Origin of the sequence: Rhizobacter sp. SG703, assembly GCF_012275445.1 — a bacterium.
Lineage (GTDB): Bacteria > Pseudomonadota > Gammaproteobacteria > Burkholderiales > Burkholderiaceae_C > Rhizobacter.
The window spans coordinates 167,798-185,978 of sequence record NZ_JAAZQK010000011.1; the positions used below are offsets into that span (position 1 = coordinate 167,798).

The 18,181-nt window shown below is 70.9% G+C and carries 9 protein-coding genes; 2 read left to right on the forward strand and 7 right to left on the reverse strand.

Annotation, left to right across the window (positions count from 1 at the left end):
• Window positions 1-5 precede the first annotated feature (5 nt).
• Both FHT26_RS23015 and FHT26_RS23020 read left to right on the forward strand, forming a co-directional pair.
• Window positions 6-4,037 (forward strand): D-alanyl-D-alanine carboxypeptidase family protein, encoded by a 4,032-nt coding sequence (locus FHT26_RS23015; protein ID WP_168562426.1) that lies wholly within the window; start codon window positions 6-8, stop codon window positions 4,035-4,037.
• 67 nt (window positions 4,038-4,104) lie between these two features.
• A complete protein-coding gene (locus tag FHT26_RS23020; protein WP_168562427.1) occupies window positions 4,105-5,013 on the forward strand; it encodes a cation diffusion facilitator family transporter in 909 nt (302 codons plus the stop codon).
• 24 nt (window positions 5,014-5,037) lie between these two features.
• Here FHT26_RS23020 and FHT26_RS23025 read toward each other — a convergent pair whose 3' ends face one another.
• From FHT26_RS23025 to FHT26_RS23055, 7 genes are all read right to left on the reverse strand, one after another.
• A complete protein-coding gene (locus tag FHT26_RS23025) occupies window positions 5,038-6,138 on the reverse strand; it encodes a PA0069 family radical SAM protein (RefSeq protein WP_168562428.1) in 1,101 nt (366 codons plus the stop codon).
• 74 nt (window positions 6,139-6,212) lie between these two features.
• Entirely contained in the window at window positions 6,213-7,274 is a 1,062-nt protein-coding gene (locus FHT26_RS23030; protein WP_168562429.1) for an SDR family oxidoreductase, read from the reverse strand.
• Window positions 7,275-7,339: 65 nt separating this feature from the next.
• Complete coding sequence (locus tag FHT26_RS23035; RefSeq protein WP_168562430.1) at window positions 7,340-8,044, reverse strand: hypothetical protein; 705 nt, start codon at window positions 8,042-8,044, stop codon at window positions 7,340-7,342.
• 125 nt (window positions 8,045-8,169) lie between these two features.
• The gene (locus FHT26_RS23040; protein WP_168562431.1) at window positions 8,170-11,541 is read right to left on the reverse strand and encodes a hypothetical protein; all 3,372 of its coding nucleotides are present in this window, start codon (window positions 11,539-11,541) and stop codon (window positions 8,170-8,172) included.
• A 295-nt stretch (window positions 11,542-11,836) separates the two neighbouring features.
• On the reverse strand, window positions 11,837-13,246 hold the full coding sequence (locus tag FHT26_RS23045; protein WP_168562432.1) for a DUF3999 family protein: 1,410 nt from the start codon (window positions 13,244-13,246) through the stop codon (window positions 11,837-11,839).
• A complete protein-coding gene (locus FHT26_RS23050) occupies window positions 13,243-16,998 on the reverse strand; it encodes a DUF2339 domain-containing protein (RefSeq protein ID WP_246868067.1) in 3,756 nt (1,251 codons plus the stop codon). The genes FHT26_RS23045 and FHT26_RS23050 overlap by 4 nt, the downstream gene beginning before the upstream one ends.
• 92 nt (window positions 16,999-17,090) lie before the next feature.
• The gene (locus tag FHT26_RS23055; protein ID WP_349238210.1) at window positions 17,091-18,128 is read right to left on the reverse strand and encodes a DNA topoisomerase IB; all 1,038 of its coding nucleotides are present in this window, start codon (window positions 18,126-18,128) and stop codon (window positions 17,091-17,093) included.
• Window positions 18,129-18,181: the final 53 nt, after the last annotated feature.

Here is an 18,181-nt window from a genome sequence, read left to right on the forward strand (position 1 = left end):
ATGCCATGAAGCCCGATTCCCCTTTCCTGTCGGCCTACCCGGCGCAGGAGCAAGAGACCGCTCCCGACCTGCCGATGCGCGGCGGCGCCGGGCCAGGTGCGCTGCTGTTCGAGAGCCCGTACGTGCAGCTCGCGCTGGTCGGCCACGAGGCCGCCTTCGGCGCCGACTCGCAGCAGGAGTGCGAGGCCTGCGGGTGCCATGAGCTCGAATCGGCCGATGAGCCGGCCGGCGAACTGGACAACGAGTGCGAGGTCGACGACACGCCGGTGGTGAACGCCCCGCTGTCGGCCGGCGACCGCGCGTGGGTGCTCGACCTGCAGCATTCGGCGCTGGAGCGCCTGCCGGACCCGGCGCTGCAGCGCAAGTACCTGAAGGAGGTGGCCTGGAAGGACATCGAGTTCCCCGACAACGTGCCGCCCGGCGGCTCGGCCACCGCGGCCGTGAAGGCGCACTGGGCCTTGTCGGAGCGGCTGTTCGTCGACATGGCCCGCGTGACGCCGGAGCGCCGGGTGAACCTGGGCGACACGAAGATCGCGTTCCGCGCGCACCGCCCGGTGGCCGTGCCGGGCCAGGCAGGCCAGCAGCTGTACGCCGAAGCCGCGGAGGCCTTCCTGCGCATGCGGGAGGCGGCGCTGCAGGAAGGGGTACAGCTCGACATCGCGTCGTCGTGGCGCTCGCCGGCGCACCAGGCCCAGCTGAGCGCGGGGCAGCCGAACGCGAAGGCGGTGGCCGGCAAGAACTCCGCGCACATGTACGGGCTGGCGGTCGACCTGCAGATGTCGGTGCGCGGCCTCGACCTGACCGGCAAGAGCCAGACCCGCACCGCCGAGAAGATGGCCAAGCTGGTGCGCATGTACCGCTCGCCGGTCTACAAGTGGATGATGCTGCGCGCCAAGGGCTTCGGCTGGTACCCGTACCGGCGCGAGCCGTGGCACTGGGAATACAACCCGCCGGGGCTGAAGGCGCGCTTCGAGGGCGGCTCGTCGGCCGCGCCGGCACTGCCGTCCGGCACCTCGACCACCACGCTGTCGGGCGGCGGCCAGACGCCCGCCTGGGTCCGCTTCGCGCAGCGGGTGCTGAACGCGACCGAAGGCGAACGCCTGTCGGACGACGGCAACGCCGGCCCGATGACGCGTGCCGCGCTGGCGCGCTTTCGCGACAAGCACCGGCTCGGCAGCAGCTCGGGGCCGGGCAGCACGACCGACATCGCACTGACGCAGCGGGCGCTCGAACGGCTGGCGCAGGCGTCGATGTTCGCGTCGTACGGCACGCGCGACGCGAAGCTCGACCAAGCGCTGGCGGCGTTCCGCGCCGAGCGCCACCTCGGCTTCGGCGCGGTGCTCGACCCCGCCATCCGCAACGCGCTGGCGGATGCGCTGCCATCGGCGTCGTCGGCGACATCGGCGAAGGCGCCGGCTGCTGCATCGGCGGCATCGGCGGCATCGGCCGCGCCCTCGGTCGGCGCCACGCCGGTGCCGCACCTCGGTGGCCAGGTCTGGCTGCTGAAGTCTGCCGCGCACCCGGAACCCGTCGCGATCTTCGTGCCGAAGGCCGCCCTCGGGCAGGCCAGCGTCGACGTGCTGTTCCACGTGCACGGCCTGCTCATCGGCGCCTCGCTGCCGCCGAAGCCGCCGGCCGGCTTCATCACCGCGGCGCCGTTCCGCCTCGGCGCGCTGGTGGATGCAGCGGGCCTGCCGATGGTGGTCGTCGTGCCGGCGATGAACTGGAACGCGCCGGGCGGCGTGACGGCCTCCGGCCAGAAGCACCCGCGCTGGAGCGCGCTGGCGCGGCCCGAACGGCTCAACGCATTGCTCGCCGACGTGCTGGCCGACGTGGCGCGCGTGCAGGGCCTGGGCCAGCCGCCGTCACTGCAACGGCTGGTGGTCTCCGGGCATTCGCGCGCCTACGACTTCCTCGAGCCGCTGCGCGCGCTGCACGCCGATCCGCAGATGGGCCAGGGCGCGCTCGCGCAACTGGCGCAGGTGTGGGCCTTCGACTCCACCTACGCCGGCGATCCGGCGGACTGGAAACGCTGGCTCGCCGACCGACCCGGGCTGCAGGCGCACTTCTTCTACATCGCTGGCTCGCCGACCCACGGCCGCGGCGATGCGTTCCACGCCGCACGGGGTGGCAACCTGCATGTGACGAAGGTGTCGAAGGCGCAGCACCACCAGGTGCCGGGGCTGCAGCTGCCGGCGCTGCTGGCGGGCTTGACTGGCGCTGCCGACCACGAGCTGGACGACTGGCTGCCGATGGAGGGCGAGGACCCCGATGCGCTGGAGGAGATCGACCGCCAGGACGAGTCCGGCGACGACGAGATGGACGAGCTCGTCGATGAGCTGTCGGACGAACTCGAAGCGGCGCACGACGACGAGGAGCCCGCCTGCGAAGATCCAGGCCACGAAGATGTCGACCACGAGCGAGCCGACGACGAAGGCGCGGACGACGAGGCCGAGTCCTTCGAGAACGACGAGGAAGCAGCCGCCGAGGCCGAGGTCGACGAGGCCTTCGAGGCCGGCCCGCAGACGGAAACGCCCGACGCGCTCGACCTGGCCCTGGGCGACAAGGCCCCGCTGCCGGTGCCCGCGGCGCGACCGGTGCCGTTCGCGCCGCTGCCGCCGCAGGGCAGCCACTGGCCGCTGCGCACCGCGCACCCGCAGGCGCGGGTGATCTCGTACAAGTTTCGCGAGCCCGACGGCATCGAAGGCCGCGCCGGCCGCATGTTCCTCGCCGAACGCAAGGGCCAACGCCACGGCGTCGTCACGCGCCGCCGGCATGTCGGCGTCGACCTGTTCGCGAAGGTCGGCGACGTGGTTCAGGCCTGCGAGAGCGGCACCATCGTGTCGTTCGCGTTCTTCTACAAGGCGGCCTCGGGCCAGTCGACCTACCGGCTGCTGATCGAGCATGAGGGCTCGGGCGTCGTCGTCAACTACGGCGAGCTGACGAAGGCGTCGCTGAAGCAGCACGGCCTGGCCGTCGGCGACCGGGTGAGCGCGGGCCAGCCGATCGGCTTCGTCAGCGACACCGCGATGCTGCACTTCGAGACCTACGTGAAGGGCAGCCGGGCCACGGCCCGCTGGTGGCGCGACGAGAAGAACGCGCCGGCCTCGCTGCTGAACCCGACGCGCTACCTGCTGGCGCTGCGCGAGAACGTGGCCGGCACCGACGCCGCAGGCAGCGGCGCCGCCGCGGGTGCGGCAGGTGGTGCCATCGCCGGTGCCATCGCCGTCGCCGGCACGCCGGCATCGACCACCCGGCCGCAGCCGCCCGCCGACCCCGCGGCCTTCCGCAGCTTCAGGCTGACGACCTACCACGTCGTCGACCAGGCCGACGAGCCGACGCACGACATCCGCATCCCGATCCTCGGCGCCGACGGTCGCGCGATCGCCGATGGCAGCCCGGCGTTCTTCGCGAAGCTGGCGCTGGAGGGCACGGCCCGCCTCAGCGACGGCCGGCTGGTCAACGTGACCGGCCAATCGACGCCGGTGGCGCACGAACGCTATGCCGCCGTGCTCGACTACCACGAGCGGGTCTATGCGCGGCGCAATGCCAGGCTGAAGGCGCAAGGCCGGCCGCCGGTGCCGACGCGCTACTCCGGCATCTCGGTCGAAGGCGGCCGCGTCGTGCGCGCGATGACCTTCCACGAGGTGCCGGCGGCGAAACGCGGCGTCGGCTACGGCACGCAGCGCCAGGTGCCGTACACGCCGTTCCGCACGCTGGCCGCCGACCTCGGGCTGAAGGCGAACTCCGAGCCGCGCTGGAAAGGCCACGGCGGCCTGGTGCCGGCGCACACGCCGGTCTACATCCGGGAGTTCGACGGCCTGACGCTGCCCGACGGCCGCGGCGGCAGCTTCGTGCACGACGGCTGGTTCACCGTCAACGACACCGGCGGCGCGATCTTCGGTGCGCACTTCGATGTGTTCACCGGCAGTGCCGCGCTCGGCCGGCAGGTCAGGCTGCCGGCGGTCGGGCAGGTCTGGTTCCCGGGCATCGAGACGCGGGTGCCGCCGGGGTACGCGCACGGCCTGAAGGCATGACGGGCAGGCGCGTGGACCGGCACGGCGCAGGTAAAGTCGCCAGCTCGATCGACTCGCCCGCCCTGCCGTGTCCGCCTCGTCCGATTCGCTCAAGTCCATCTTCTTCGCCCTCGGTGCCAACTTCGCGATCGCGATCGCGAAGACCGTCGGCGCGGTCTTCACCGGCTCGTCGTCGATGCTGGCCGAGGCCATCCATTCGTACGCCGACTGCGGCAACCAGGGCCTGCTGATCTGGGGCCTGAAGGAAGCGAAGAAGGCGCCGACCGCCGACCACCCGCTCGGCTACGGCAAGGCGATCTACTTCTGGAGCTTCATCGTCGCGCTGATGCTGTTCAGCATGGGCGGCCTGTTCTCGATCTACGAAGGCGTGCACAAGCTGCACGACACCGAGCCGGTGAAGTACGCCGGCGTCGCGATGGCCATCCTCGCGTTCGGCGTCGTGGCCGAGAGCGTCTCGCTGTGGGGCTGCCTGCGCGAGATCAACAAGGGGCGCGGCACGCAGACGCTGTGGCAGTGGTTCCGGCGCTCGCGGCAGAGCGAGCTGATCGTCGTGCTGGGCGAAGACCTGGCGGCGCTCGGCGGGCTGGTCGCCGCGCTCGGCTTCATCGGCCTGGCGGTGCTGACCGGCAACCCGATGTGGGATGCCATCGGCTCGATCGCGATCGGCGTGCTGCTGGTCATCGTCGCGATCCTGGTCGGCACCGAGGTCAAGTCGCTGCTGGTCGGCCAGAGCGCCGAGCCGACGGTGCTGGCCGCGATGCGAGCGCACATCGCCGCGCAGCCCGAGGTGGCTCAGATCTACAACCTGCTGACGCAGCAGCTCGGCAACGACGTGATGGTGGCGGTGAAGGCCCGCATGGCGCCGCAGCCGTCGGACGTGGCGCTGATCGACGCGATCAACCGGGTCGAGGCCGGCCTGCGGGTGGCGTTTCCGTCGATCCGCTGGATCTTCTTCGAGCCCGACCTGAAGGACTGACCGGCCCGGCGCTCGGCCCGCGCGTCAGAACAGCTCCTGTTGTCCGTTGGCCGGCGGCAGCCGCGGCTTGCGGAACTGCGTCAGGTCGAGTTCGGTGCGCACCCGGTTCATGCCGTGGCGCGCGCAGGCCTTGTGGAAGCGCTGCGAGATCAGCTCGGCCCACACGCCCTCGCCCTTCATGCGCTTGCTGAAGGTGGCGTCGTAGTCCTTGCCGCCGCGCATGTCGCGGATGCGTGCCATCACGCGGGCCGCGCGCTGCGGGAAGTGCTGGTCCAGCCACTGCTGGAACAGCGGGTTCACCTCCCACGGCAGCCGCAGGATGATGCTGAAGGCCGAGCGTGCGCCGGCGTCGGCGGCGGCTTCGACGATGCGCTCGATCTCGGGCTCGTTGATGAACGGGATCACCGGCGAGATGCTGACGCCGACCGGCACGCCGGCCTCGGCCAGTGTCTGGATGGTGCGCAGCCGCCGCTGCGGCGACGCGGCGCGGGGCTCGAGGATGCGCGACAGCCCGGCGTCGAGCGAGGTCACCGACACGTAGACCGCCGCGAGACCGCGCGCGGCCATCGGCGCGATCAGGTCGAGGTCGCGCTCGACGCCGGACGACTTGGTGACGATCGAGAACGCATGGTCGCAGCCGTGCAGCACCTCGATCACCGAGCGGGTGATGCCGAGCTTGCGTTCGACCGGCTGGTAGGCGTCGGTGGCCGAGCCGAGGTTCAGCATCTGCGGCTCGTAGGCGCGGCTCGCGAGCGCCTCGCGCAGCCGCTCGGCGGCATTGACCTTCGCGATGATGCGGGTCTCGAAATCGAGCCCGGGCGACATGTTGAGGTAGCTGTGCGTCGGCCGCGCGAAGCAGTAGATGCAGCCATGCTCGCAGCCGCGGTAGGGGTTGATCGACAGGTCGAAGTGCACGTCGGGCGATTCGTTGCTCGCGAGGATGCTCTTGACCCGTTCCTCGATGATGTGCGTGCTGCGTGGCAGGTGTTCTTCGCTGGCCTCTTGATCGAGCGTGCCCCAGCCGTCGTCGAAGTCTTCGCCGCCCTGCTTCGTGAAGCGGTGTTCGATGGCCCATGCGGTGCCGCGGCCCTTGATGGCGCCCGGGGTGGGCATGGACACGGGCATGGGAACGAGGGGCTGGATCAACTTCGGCGTCATACTGTAAATATATACAGTATTTTCCGCCGAAGCCAGCCGGATCAGATCGCGCCGACACTCCCCGTCACCGGCAGCACGATGCCGGTGATGTAGCCGGAGCAGGCCGGCGACGCCAGGAACACATAGGCCGGCGACAGCTCCTCCGGCTGCGCGGCGCGCCGCATGTCGGTGTTCTGCCCGAAGGTGGCGACCTTCTCGGCCGGCGAATCGGCCGGGTTCAGCGGTGTCCACACCGGCCCCGGCGCCACCGCGTTGACGCGGATGCCGCGGTGCAGCACGTTGCTCGCGAGCGATTTCGTGAACGCGTGGATCGCGCCCTTGGTCGTCGAATAGTCCAGCAGGTGCGCGCTGCCTTCGAGCCCGGTCACCGAGCCGGTGTTGATGATCGCCGCGCCCTTGCCCATGTGCGGCAACGCGGCGCGGGCCATGTGGAAGTAGCCGTAGACGTTGGTGCGCAGCGTCTCGTCGAAGCGCTCGTCGGTGATGTCCTCGATCGACTCGGCATGCTCCTGGAACGCGGCATTGTTGACCAGCACGTCGATCTTGCCGAAGGCCTTGACCGCCTGGTCGACAGCATGCCGGCAGAACGCCGGGTCGCGCACGTCGCCGGGAATCAGCACGCAGCGGCCGCCTTCGGCCTCGACGCAGCGCTTCGTTTCCTCGGCGTCTTCGTGCTCGTTCAGGTAGACGATCGCGACGTCGGCCCCTTCGCGGGCGAACAACACCGCCACCGCGCGGCCGATGCCGGAATCGCCGCCGGTGATCAGCGCGGCGCTGTCCTGCAGCTTGTGGCTGCCTTCGTAGTACGGCGCGAGGAATTTCGGCTTCAGCTCGAGTTCGGCTTCCAGCCCGGGCTTGTCGATGTGCTGGGCCGGCAACTGCACCGGCTGCTCGCGGGCGCCGGCCTGCACCGGGGCCTTCTGGGCCTTGCGGGCCGGCTGGCCGGCAGGCTCCTTCTTCGCGTCGGCACGGTCCTGCGTCGCCTGGATGCGGCGCTGCTTCACCGCCACCGCTTCGCCGTCGTCGGCATGCGGGCGATCGGGGTTCGCGGCCTTGGCGGTCTTGGCGGTCGGCGAGGTCTTGCGGGCGGTCTGGGTCGGCATGGCGCACTCCGGTTCGGGTCGATCCCGAACGGCGGCAAGCCGCATGCCCGCGGCGGCCTGTCGGATCAGACCGGCAGCAACTGGCTGTCGCTGCGCCAGCTGGCGCGCACCGCGTTGTGCGTCAGCGCGCGCGCCGCACGTACCGCGGCGGTGGCGCCGGAGCGGCGGCTGGCCACCTGGTCGAGCCAGGCGGCGAGGATCGGGTTGCGGCGCGCGAGCGTCGTCCAGCTGCTGCGCCAGCAGCGCGCCAGGTCGGCATGCGGGTGCAGCTGGCGGCGTGCGCTGCGCGGCAGGTCCTGGCCGGCGTGTTCGCTGAACACCTTGCCGAGGTCGAACAGGAAGGCGGTGGCCGAGCAGACCTGCTGCAGCTCCGAGACGATCGGCGGCAGCGGCTTGCGGCTGCGCGCATCGTGGTCGGCGTTCATCGCGAACTCGGCCGCGGTGATGCTGGCTTCGAGCAGGCCGTACATCTCAGGATGGTGGTCGGTCGCGGCGGGCTGGGTCAGGAAGTGATCGAGGTTGCCGCTGCGCTCCAGCACCTGCGCGATGAACTCCTGCAGGTCCGGCGACCAGCGGCTGCACAGGCAAGCCAGGCGGTAGACCAGGTCGGCCGGCACGCCGAGGTAGGCGAGGTTGCCGGCGTTGATGCGGCGCACCAGCGTGGCCAGCAGGTTGTCGCCGCCCTGCCCGTGCTCCTCCAGGAAGCCCGACAGCGGCAGACGCAGCGCCGGCAGTGCGCGCCAGGAACGGTCGATGGAATCAGAGTTCATGCAGGTCTCGCTGGTGTATCCCTGAAAACGGATTCTGCGAGACGGACCGGTCGGCCAGCCAACGATAAAGAGGCAATACCGTGCCTATTCCTCGGGGGTGTCAGACAGCGGCAACACGCCGGGTTTCAGGCTGTCAGTGCCTGTAACCCGATGTGCAGTTTTGCTCGCATGTCGCTGAACCACGTCGCATCCAGCAGGCCGGGTTCGACCTTGCCGACGTGCGCGTCGACCCATGCCAGATGGTCGGCGCAAGGCGCAGGATCTTTCATGTCCAGCGCCAGGGCTGCACACATCAAGCGCGCCAACAGCGCGACCTGCGAGCTGTCGTCCATCGGCATCGAGCGCCCCGCCAGCACCCACCGACAAGCCAGCAGACTGGCATGAGCGAACAACTCCGAGCGACCATACTTTCTGGATCCGCGCGACACAGCGGCGGTCACGACGGCATCGAGTACGTCGTCGGCCACGCCCGCGCTCGCACGCAAGGCCACGCGAATGGCGAACACCAGGCCCGCCGCGCTGTCGCGCCATTCGCTGCCGCTGGCGTCGCGTCGATGGCGAAGAACGGCCGCCAGACTCTGCAGCAGGTTCGCAGGCTTGCCGGCATCGGCCACGCCGGTCCCGAGCCATGTCGCGAAAAGGCTCGGGGCGGCCGTGACGAAGCCAGGTGGACGCTGGCCCGAGCGCCGACTCCACGTCGACGAGATCGGTTGCCCGAGCGTGGTGGCCAAGGCCGTCAGGTCGCCAAGGTCGACCTCCTTGTTCCTGGCGTTCAGATGCGCCATCACCTGATCGACAAGCGGCTTGCGCAGCCCGTGATCGAGCAAGCACAAGGCCTCGATCAGTGCAAGGCCTCGGGGCGAGCGATCGTTCAGGGTCTGCAACAGCATCGGGCGCGCCATCGCCCTCAGGCTGCCTCGGCATGCGCGCGGCGTGATCATCTGGCGAAGCAAGCGGCGCGTTCTCGTGCGCCGCAACGACATCGGGTCCGTGCCGATCTGCGCCAAGGCTTCGTCGAGCATGCAGGGCGCCGACCCGCTGGCCATGACGACCGCAAACTCCGCGCTGTCGACGATGTGCTTGAAGACCTTCTTCCTCACATCGGTCGTGAACCAATGCGCCTGAACGAGCGTGCACAGCACCACCGGAAGGTCCGACACATCGCCTTCCAGCATGGCGTCACGCACTGCATCGCCCGCCAGAAGGTCGTCCACCACGGCATCCAATGCCTCGTCCCGCAGGTCGGGACGCGCGGCCGAACAACGCAGTGCCAGTGCCAGCAGGGCTGCCCGCAGCGAAGTGTCGGACGCGGCGATCCGGGGGTGCAAGAGCTTGATCAATGACGATGCATCGCCCGCCGTGGCCGTGAAGCCCGGTCGGCACAGGCGCACATGTGCGATGGTCAAGGCGCTCATGCAGGAAAGCGGCTTCCACGAAAAGCTGCTGTCGTCGGGTTCGACGAATTTTCCTTGCCGCCATTGGATGCCTTGTTGCGTCAGCGGTACACGCAGTTGCGCGATCACGCTGCCCTGGTGCGCCTCGCACAACGCGGCAAAGCGTTTCACGCTCGGCAGAGCGCCCCCTGCGCCCTGGATCGTTGCCCGCTGCAGACTGCGTTCGATGCGCCGTCGCCCCGGCCCGGAGTCGACCGCCGCAAGGCAGGCGGCAGCCTGCCCGATCTTCTGGCCCTGTTCCTCGGAAGAAGCCCGGCCTGCCAGCCCATCCAGGATGTGGCACACCCCGTCGATCGTGCCGATCGGCAGCATCTCTCTCGTGCCGCCCGTGCTGACGACCACGGCACCGATCAGGTTCTCCTCCAGCGTTGCCAACGCATCGCCGCACTGCGCGTCGGCAAACAGCTCGCACTGCCTTATCAAGCGAGCGTGCAGCAGGATGGCCCGCGCCGCCCGCATGGCCAGGCCGTTCAGCAGGTCGGTCTTGCTCGCGATCTTGGTGGCGAGCGCGACACACGGCAGGTCGGCCCCTGTCAACTCGACCATCTCAGTCAGGTGGGCGGCAAGCAACTGCAATGCGAATCCAGGCAACCCGGCGCGCTCGAAGGCCGACGCGACCGTCAGCACGTCGTGCGATGTGCCGGGCTTGCACAGACTGAAGTCGAGGAAGCCGTGCTTGTCGTCGCCCACCCATTGCTTCGGATTCGACCAAGGGGAATGCAACGAAAACAGACGGACCAGCGAGTCAAGCGTGCCACCGTCGGCCAGCATGGCGTGACTGTCCGACGGCGATATCCCCCAAGCGGCCATGCCGGCGATCGCGGTCGCCCGAAGGCCTCCTGGCTGCTGCTCGGCCAAGGCACGCTCCGTCACCGCGCAGGACCGCTTCCGGACGGCTTCGAGCAACTCGTCGCCCGCGAGAAAGTTGCAGTCGTGAAGCGGAGCGGTGACAAGCAACACCTGATCAGGATCTGGCGCGGCCTCGAGTGTCAGCAGTGCCCGGACATGCGTGGAAAGTTCGCCCAGGATTCTCCACAGCGACAGAGACGGCATGTCGATCCGCCCCTTCAGTTTGAGCACAGACGCGATGGCCTCGAGGAATTCCTTCTCTACACAGGTCTCGTTCATCGCCCAAGCAGCCCAGAGCAGCAGCGCAAGCACCGGTTCCGTTTTCTCGAGCGCCGTCGCGACGTTCGCCACCGTGTCGCTGTGGCAGCCGGGCTTCAATGTGAAGCCGATGATCTCCGATTCACCCTCGCCTTCGCCGTCCGCAGCACGGTCGCAGATGACGGATCCGTTGTCGAGCAGTGCGGTGAATGCCTGTTCGAGGCGCGAGTCGAGAAGCCAGCCTGTCCGGCCCGACCAGCGTCGCCCGTTGCCGACCCGCCCGGTCAGCTTGCGCAGATCGAAGCCGTCGCTTTGCGAGAAGGTCCGGCGGCGAGACGACTTGGGAGGAGCGTCCAGCGCGATTTGCTCCAAGCGCATGTCGACACTGCTGCCCATCGAAACGGGGTCGCACAGCATCCAGCGCCGTTCCAGCGACACGATGACGTCGTTGAGTGCGTCAAAAGGCTCACCTGGCCTGGCCTCCTCGGCGGACAGAGACCCAAGGAAACCGGGGTTGCCCAGGTAGCCGAGATCGCCGAAGCGCTCGAACTTCTCGCGGCTCGCCAATACGCGCAGGCTGCGGCAGTGCGCCAACAGTTCTTCTCGCGATCGATGGCTCATCGTCCCTTCTGCAGTCGGCAGCAGGCCGATGAATGCGTTGAGGTTGGCCATGAAGTTCGTGTCGACCGCGCGTGCGTCCAGCATCAGCGCCACGCGCAGCTGAAAAGCGCACACGCATTCGCCTCCCGACTCAAGCGCTTGCGCGATCCTGGTCAGTTCGCCAGGATCACAGCCGGTCTTCATCCGGAAGGCGGCGACAACCCGACCCTGCGCGTTCCGCTTGATTCGGCCCGCGATCGAGCCTGCGATGACAAGCGTTGTCAGACGCCCCAGCGCGCTGCTCAGATCGAGGCTCTCGCTGTCAGGCTCGCGCAATGACGGCTCAGAAGCCGAAGGCCGCCGGAGAGTCCGCAGAGAAGGTCGCTGCGTCTCGAGCAACTGCCGAGCCCCGGCCAACGCCTCGTCGCTGTCTGCGCGGGACCGCCCCAGCCGTGTCTCGGAAAACGGCTTGGCGTCAGCACGAGGAGAAGGCTGCGGCGTCCTGCTTCTTCGAAACGGACTGCCCCCGCCACGCTGCGCCTCCATGCGAATCCTCCGGTCGATGTTCGATGCCGGTGGGTGACACCACCGCGCGAATCGTTCCGTCGGGTTTCAATCGCCAGGCAGGCGCTCAGGCCTTCTCTTCCTTTTCGTTGCCCTTCCCTGGCCCCTTCAACAGCGACCACGCCATCGCCGCCATCAGCGCGACACCCGCCGCCAGCGCGCCCCACAACCACGCACGCGACAGGTCCGGCTGCACCGCGGCCATCGGCACCGACGCCGCCTTCACCACCGGCGACGCCACCGCCGCCCCATCGGCCTGCAGCACCGCCCGGTCGGCCGGCAGCGCGTCGCCGCTGCGCCGCGCGGGCATCAGTTCGGCCACCGTCATCGCCGGGGCGGCCGCCGCCGGCTCGACCCACGCGGTGCGGTACGGCGCGGCACCGCGCGCCAGCATCACCAGCGTTCGCGGGCGCACGCCGATGCGCAGCTGCGGCGGCTGCGTGCCGAGCTGCGCGACGCCGCCGGCCACCTGCAGCCGCAGTTGCAGGTGCACCGCGCCATCCAGGTGCTGCACCGGCGAGCGCGATTCGCCGGTCGGCAGGCGCAGCCACCAGACGCTGCCGTCGGCCAGCGGCTGCCAGCCCGGCTCGGGCGCCGGCAGCGGCGGAATGCGCTTGTCGCGCAGCGCGTGCAGCGGATGGTGCAGGTGCCGGCGCAACCCGTGGCGGTGCGCATGCGACAACGGCGCCACCTCGCCGCGCGCCAGCCAGCCGACCTGCGCCACCGTGTTCGCATCGTGCGGCAGCAGCTCCACCGCCTCCAGCGCCACCGCCGGCAGCGCATAGTCGCAATGCTGCGCATCGCAGCCGGTCGGCGCGATCGGCTCGCTCCATTGCAGCGCGGGCTGCGGCCACTGCAAGCTGGCCGTCGTGACCTCGGCGCCGGTCAGCTCGGGCACCGGGCCGCTGCCGAGGCTGCGCAGGCGCAGGTAGGTCGCGCGCACGCCGCCCAGTTCGAGCACGCTGCTGTCCAGCCGCTGCCCCTGGTGCTGCAGCGCCACCAGCTGCACCTCGCTGCGCACGGTGCGCCAGTGCGTCAGGTCGTCGCTCGCCTCCACCGCCACCGGGTAGACGCCGTTCGCGCGCTCGGGCAGCGCGAGCGCGACCTCCATCACCGCGCCCTTCGCGCCGCGCAGGTCCAGCACCCAGCCGCGCGGAGCGTCGTCGGGCGCATCCTTCTTCGCGGGCTTCGGTGCCGGCAGCTTGAAGACCGGCACGCTGCCGCTGGCCAGGCTCTGCTGCGCCGGCGCGGCATCGGCCCAGGCGTACGGCAGCGGTTCGCCGAGCGCGTTGCGCAATTGCAGCCCGCGCAGGTCGGTCGTGCCGGCCTGCACCTGCCACGCGAGCGGCAGTTCGAGCGTGTAGTACGGCCCGACCCCTTCGAGCCGCAGCACGTTCGACGGCGGAGCGGCCACCGTCACCATCGTCACCGCGGCGGCGGCCGCCCCCATCGCCATCGCGACCCGGTTCGTCTTCATGCGGTCACCTCGCCTTCGGCCACCGCCGCCGCGCGCCGCGGTGGCACCGGCGCAAAGTACCCGACCACCAGCAGCAGCACGCCAACCACGATGAAGGACACGATGCGGTACAGCCCGCCCTGGTCGGCCAGCTCGACGAAGAACAGCTTCAGCACCACCACGCCCAGCAAGCCGGCGCCGGCGATCCACACGGTGCGCATCGCGCGCCGGTGGCCGAGCAGCATCAGCCCGACGCCGACCAGCGACCAGGCGACCGACAGCATCGCCTGCGTCAGCGTCGATTCGAACAGCGAGGCCTCGTCCCACGGCACGCCGGCCGCATGGTGGACCAGCCGCAGCACGAGGCCGGTGTAGACCGCGAACGCACTGAGGCCCAGCACGCCGCGGACCACGGCCGGCGGCACCTGGTCGCGCACCGCCTGCGGCAGCGCCCGCAGCCACAGCGCGAGCACCAGCAGCGCCAGGCACAGGCCGATCTCCAGCGGATTGAGCAGCGGCAGGTACGGCAGCGGCGCGGCCGTGCCGTCGTGCGCGTTCGCGGCCCACACCCACAGCAGCAGGCCGAGCGCGAGCGGCGCGGCACCGGCCACCAGGTAGGCGTCGCGGAAATCCGCGACCGGCCAGCGGCGCAGCACCGCCGGCCGCGTCAGCGCGAACACCGTGGCGGCGATCACCGGCACCCAGCCGAGCACGCGCCAGGCCGAACCGGGCGCGCTGGCATCGGCCAGGTGCAGCGCCAGCTCGGTCGACGCCAGCCCGACGAACAGCCACAGCCCGAGCACATGCAGCGCCTGCAGCGGCCAGCCGCCGAACCAGCCGGCCTGCCGGCGCAGCAACAGCCCGTGCCACAGCAGCGCCACCGGCCAAGCAAGCCAGCCGAGGTGGGCCGACGGCGTGACATCGAGCGCCGCCATGACGAGCGCGACGAGCACCAGCGCCGGCAGCGTCGGCGCGGTGGCCTGCCCGAGCACACGCCAGTCGCGCCAGGCCGCGAGCATCGTCGCGAGCAGCGAGCTCGCGACCACGCAGCCGACCATCGCGGCCGGCCAGCCGTGCAGCGCCTCGGCCTGCCGCAACAGGTGCAGCACCTGCGGCACCAGCATCAGGCCCCACCACGCGAGCGACCAGCCGACGATGCCCCATTGCACGACCGCCTGTCGCGTCCAGGCGAGCGCCGGGTTCGAGGCCGGCCGTGCCGCGCGCTGCAACGCATCGCCGGCCAGCAGCCCGGTCAGCGCGAGGCTGAGCGGCAGCCCCAAGCCGAGGCCGCCGAACGGCACGTCGGCGAGCAGGTCCGGCCCGAAGGCCAGCGTCGCGATGGCCGCGCCCACCTGCAGCAGCAGCCAGCCGAGCGCCAGCGCCGGGTGCGCGATGCGCAAGCCGAGCCACAGCGCGCCGACGCCCAGCCACGGCCACACCAGCGCCGCGCGCTCCGGCGGCAGCACGCACAGCAGGCCGAGCGCCACCACCGCCAGCCCGGCCAGCAAGGCCGCGCCACTCGCCAGCGACCAGCGCGGCAACGCGTCGCGCTCGTCCAGCGCCCGCAGTTGCGCACGCAGCTCCAGCCACGCCGTTGCCAGCAGGCTGCCGCCGACCAGCAGGGCCGCGGCCAGCCCCGGCCAGCCGTCGCGCGGCGCGTTCTCGGGGTCGAGGTGCAACGAACCCGCCAGGCCGGCCAGCGCGGCCAGGTGCAAGGCGCCCGCGCATGCCGCCAGCACGCGCAGCGCAAAGCGGTGAGACAGCGCGGCCAGCACCAGCGCGAGCAGCGCCGTCGCGACCGAGGCCCACAGCGGCGCCAGCAGCATCCAGCCCGGCAGGGCTGCCGCCACGGCGGCCAGCCACGGCAGCGCGATGTCGTTGCCCTGCTCCCAGGCCGCGCGCTGCACGACCGGATGGCGGTGGTGCACGCGCCACATCGCAAGCACGCTGCCCAGCAGCAACAACACGCCGATCAGCGAGCCGTCGATCAGCGGCGTGCCCGGCCGCAGGTCGAGCGACAGCGAAGCCGCCAGCCGGACCGCCGCGCCGGCCAGCACCGCGAGCGCGAAGGCCCGCGTGTAGAGCCGGTGCTGGCGCACGCCGAGCCAGAACATGCCGGCCGCTTCGACAGCCCAGGTCGCGCCGGTCCACGAGCCTTCGAGCGCCAGCGGGATCGCGAGCGTGCCGAAGATCACGCCGACGATCGCATGCGCTTCGCCGAGCAAGGCATAGCGGCTGCGCGCGCTGCGCAGCAAGCCGCCGCCGATCAGCAGGTAGAAGAACGCGAAGCCGAGCGCCGCCCAGGCCGGGCCGAACCCGGTGTGCCTGACCATCAGGTACTGCAGCCCGAAGGCGGCCAACGGCACGCCGAACACCAGCGCGCTGTCGACCCGACCTACCTGCTGCAGCGCCTGCCGCGCGCGCTGCGCCAGCGGATCGCTCGCGGCGCTGTCGTCGCCGAGCGCCAGCGCGCGCCGCGCGAACAGCACGCCGATCGCCGTGAACAGCACGAAGAACAGCAGCAGGAAGGCCTGCGTCGACGCATACAGCGCATCGGTGTAGTGCGCCTGTGCCCACGCGCCGGCGAGCGTGAAGGTGCCGACCGCGCCGATCAGGTTCAGCGGCCGCCAGGCCTTGTGCCAGGCCATCAGGAAGATGCCGGCGTCGAGCACCGCGAGGTAGCTGAACAGCGCGACGTGGTTGCCGCCGCCGGTCGACACCAGCACCGGCGCGAGGAAGCCTTCTGCCACCGACACGTAGGCGAGCCACGGCGCGTTCTGCAGCACCGCGAGCGCCGCGCCGAGCACCGCGACCGCCGCCATCACCGCGAACGCCGGCCCCGGCGGCAGCAAGGCGTTGAGCCGCAGCGCGGCCAGCGCCGTCAGGTAGAAGACGCCGATGCCTGCCCCCTGCAGGATCAGCCCGTAACCGGTGCCGCCGGCGGCATCGCGCCGCTCGCGCAGGCGCCAGCCGAGCACCAGCATCACGACGCCGACCAGCGCGACGCCGGCATAGCGGAACTCGACCGGCAAGGTGGCGCGCTCGGCCACGTAGCGCAGCAGGAAGGCGAGGCCGAGGAACAGGATCAGCACGCCCACCTTGACGATGGTGTTGCCGCCGAAGATCCAGCGCGCGACGAACGGCGGCAGGCGGTCGCGCGGCGGCACCGGCGGCTCCGCGGGCGGCGGCGGAGCAACCGGCGCGGGCGGGTTCGCGCGCGAGGGCTCGGTCCAGCTCGGCGGCGCGGCCGGCTCCGCGGCGGCCACGGGCTCGGCGGCCGGTTCGACGACGGGCTCGAAGGTCGTGACGGCAGGCGGTGCGGCCGGCGGCTCCACCAGCGGCTCGGTCGCGGAGCGGCTCGCCTGGCCGGCGACCTGCGCGGCCTGCGGGTCGAGCAACGGCTCCAGGTCGATTTCGAGGACGCGGTCGGCGATCGGCTGCGGAACCGCTTCGGTCCCCCCTGCCACAGTGCCAACCGACAGCCGCTGCACCTGCAGCCGAAGCGCGCTGACCTCGTGCTCCAGCGCCGCCACGCGCTGCGCGAGATCGGGTGCCTTCGGCGCAGAAGCCTGCGGCACGGGCGGCGTCGCGGTGGCGGCCTCGTCCGGCATGTCGGGCCACGGCGCCTCGGCCGGCGCGGCCGCGTCGGCCTGCTTCGATTTGCGGATCTGCCAGATCACGATCGGCGTCACGATCAGCATCACCAGCCCACCGGCCGGCCCACCGAGCGCCAAGCCGACCAGGCCGCCCAGCACTGCATAGACGAAGCTCATCGGCCCTCCACCACTGTCGTTGTGGCGGCGATTATGACGACCGGTCGTGGCCCGTCGGGCCGCTCGCCGGCCCCTCTTCCGAGGGGGGCCGCTCAGCCGGCGGTGAGGTAGGCGACCAGCTGCCGCTCGGCGACCGACCAGCCGCGCCGGTTGCGCAGCCCGGCCAGGCGCTCGCCGGCGGCACGCAGCAGCTGCGGCGTCGCCTGCAGCACCCGCGGGTGCACATACGACTTGCGGCACACCGCGACGGTGTTGCCGAGCCGCTTCGCGACATCGGCCAGCACGTCGTTCACTTCGCGCCGCGTGAAGCCGGTGTCGTCGACCCGCTCGCCCGGCAGTTCGCCGAGCAGCGCCAGCGCATGGACGCTCGCATGCCAGGTGCGGAAGTTCTTCGCGGTGAATTCGGCACCGCTTGCTTCGCGCAGGTAATCGTTGACGTCTTCGCTGCCGATGCCGTGCAGTTCGCCGTCGTCGCCGACGTACTGGAACAGCGCCTGGCCCGGCATCGCCTGGCAGCGCCGCACCACGCGTGCGACGCGCGGGTCCTCGAGCGCCACGCGGTGCAGCACGCCGCTCTTGCCGCGGAACTGCAGCGTGATCTCGCAACCGTTGACCTGCGCATGGCGGTTGCGCAGCGTCGTCAGCCCGTACGAGCCGTTGCTGCGGGCGTATTCGTCGTTGCCGATGCGCACGAGCGTGGTGTCGAGCAGCCGCACGACGGTCGCGAGCACCGTCTCGCGGCCCGGCCGCGACGTCGCGGCCTTCAGGTCGCGCTGCACGCGCGCGCGGATGCGCGGCAGCGCATCGCCGAATTCCAGCATGCGGTCGAACTTGTCCGCATCGCGCACCCGCCGCCATTCGGCGTGGTAGCGGTACTGCTTGCGTCCCTTCGCGTCGCGCCCGGTCGCCTGCACGTGGCCTTGCGGAGACGGACAGATCCACACCTGCGTGTAGGCCGGCGGGATCGCCAGGCGCCGGATGCGCTCCAGCTCGCTGCGCTCGCGCAGCGGCCGGCCGTCCGGTGCGATGTAGCTGAAGCCCTTGCCGCGGCGTGCCCGGCGAATGCCGGGCACCGTGTCGCTGACGTACTGCAAACGTGGGGGGCGCTCGGCGCGTTCGGTGGCGGGCACGATTTCAGTGCAAAAACGACCGGGTGAAGTTTTCTGACGCCGGTAAGAACATC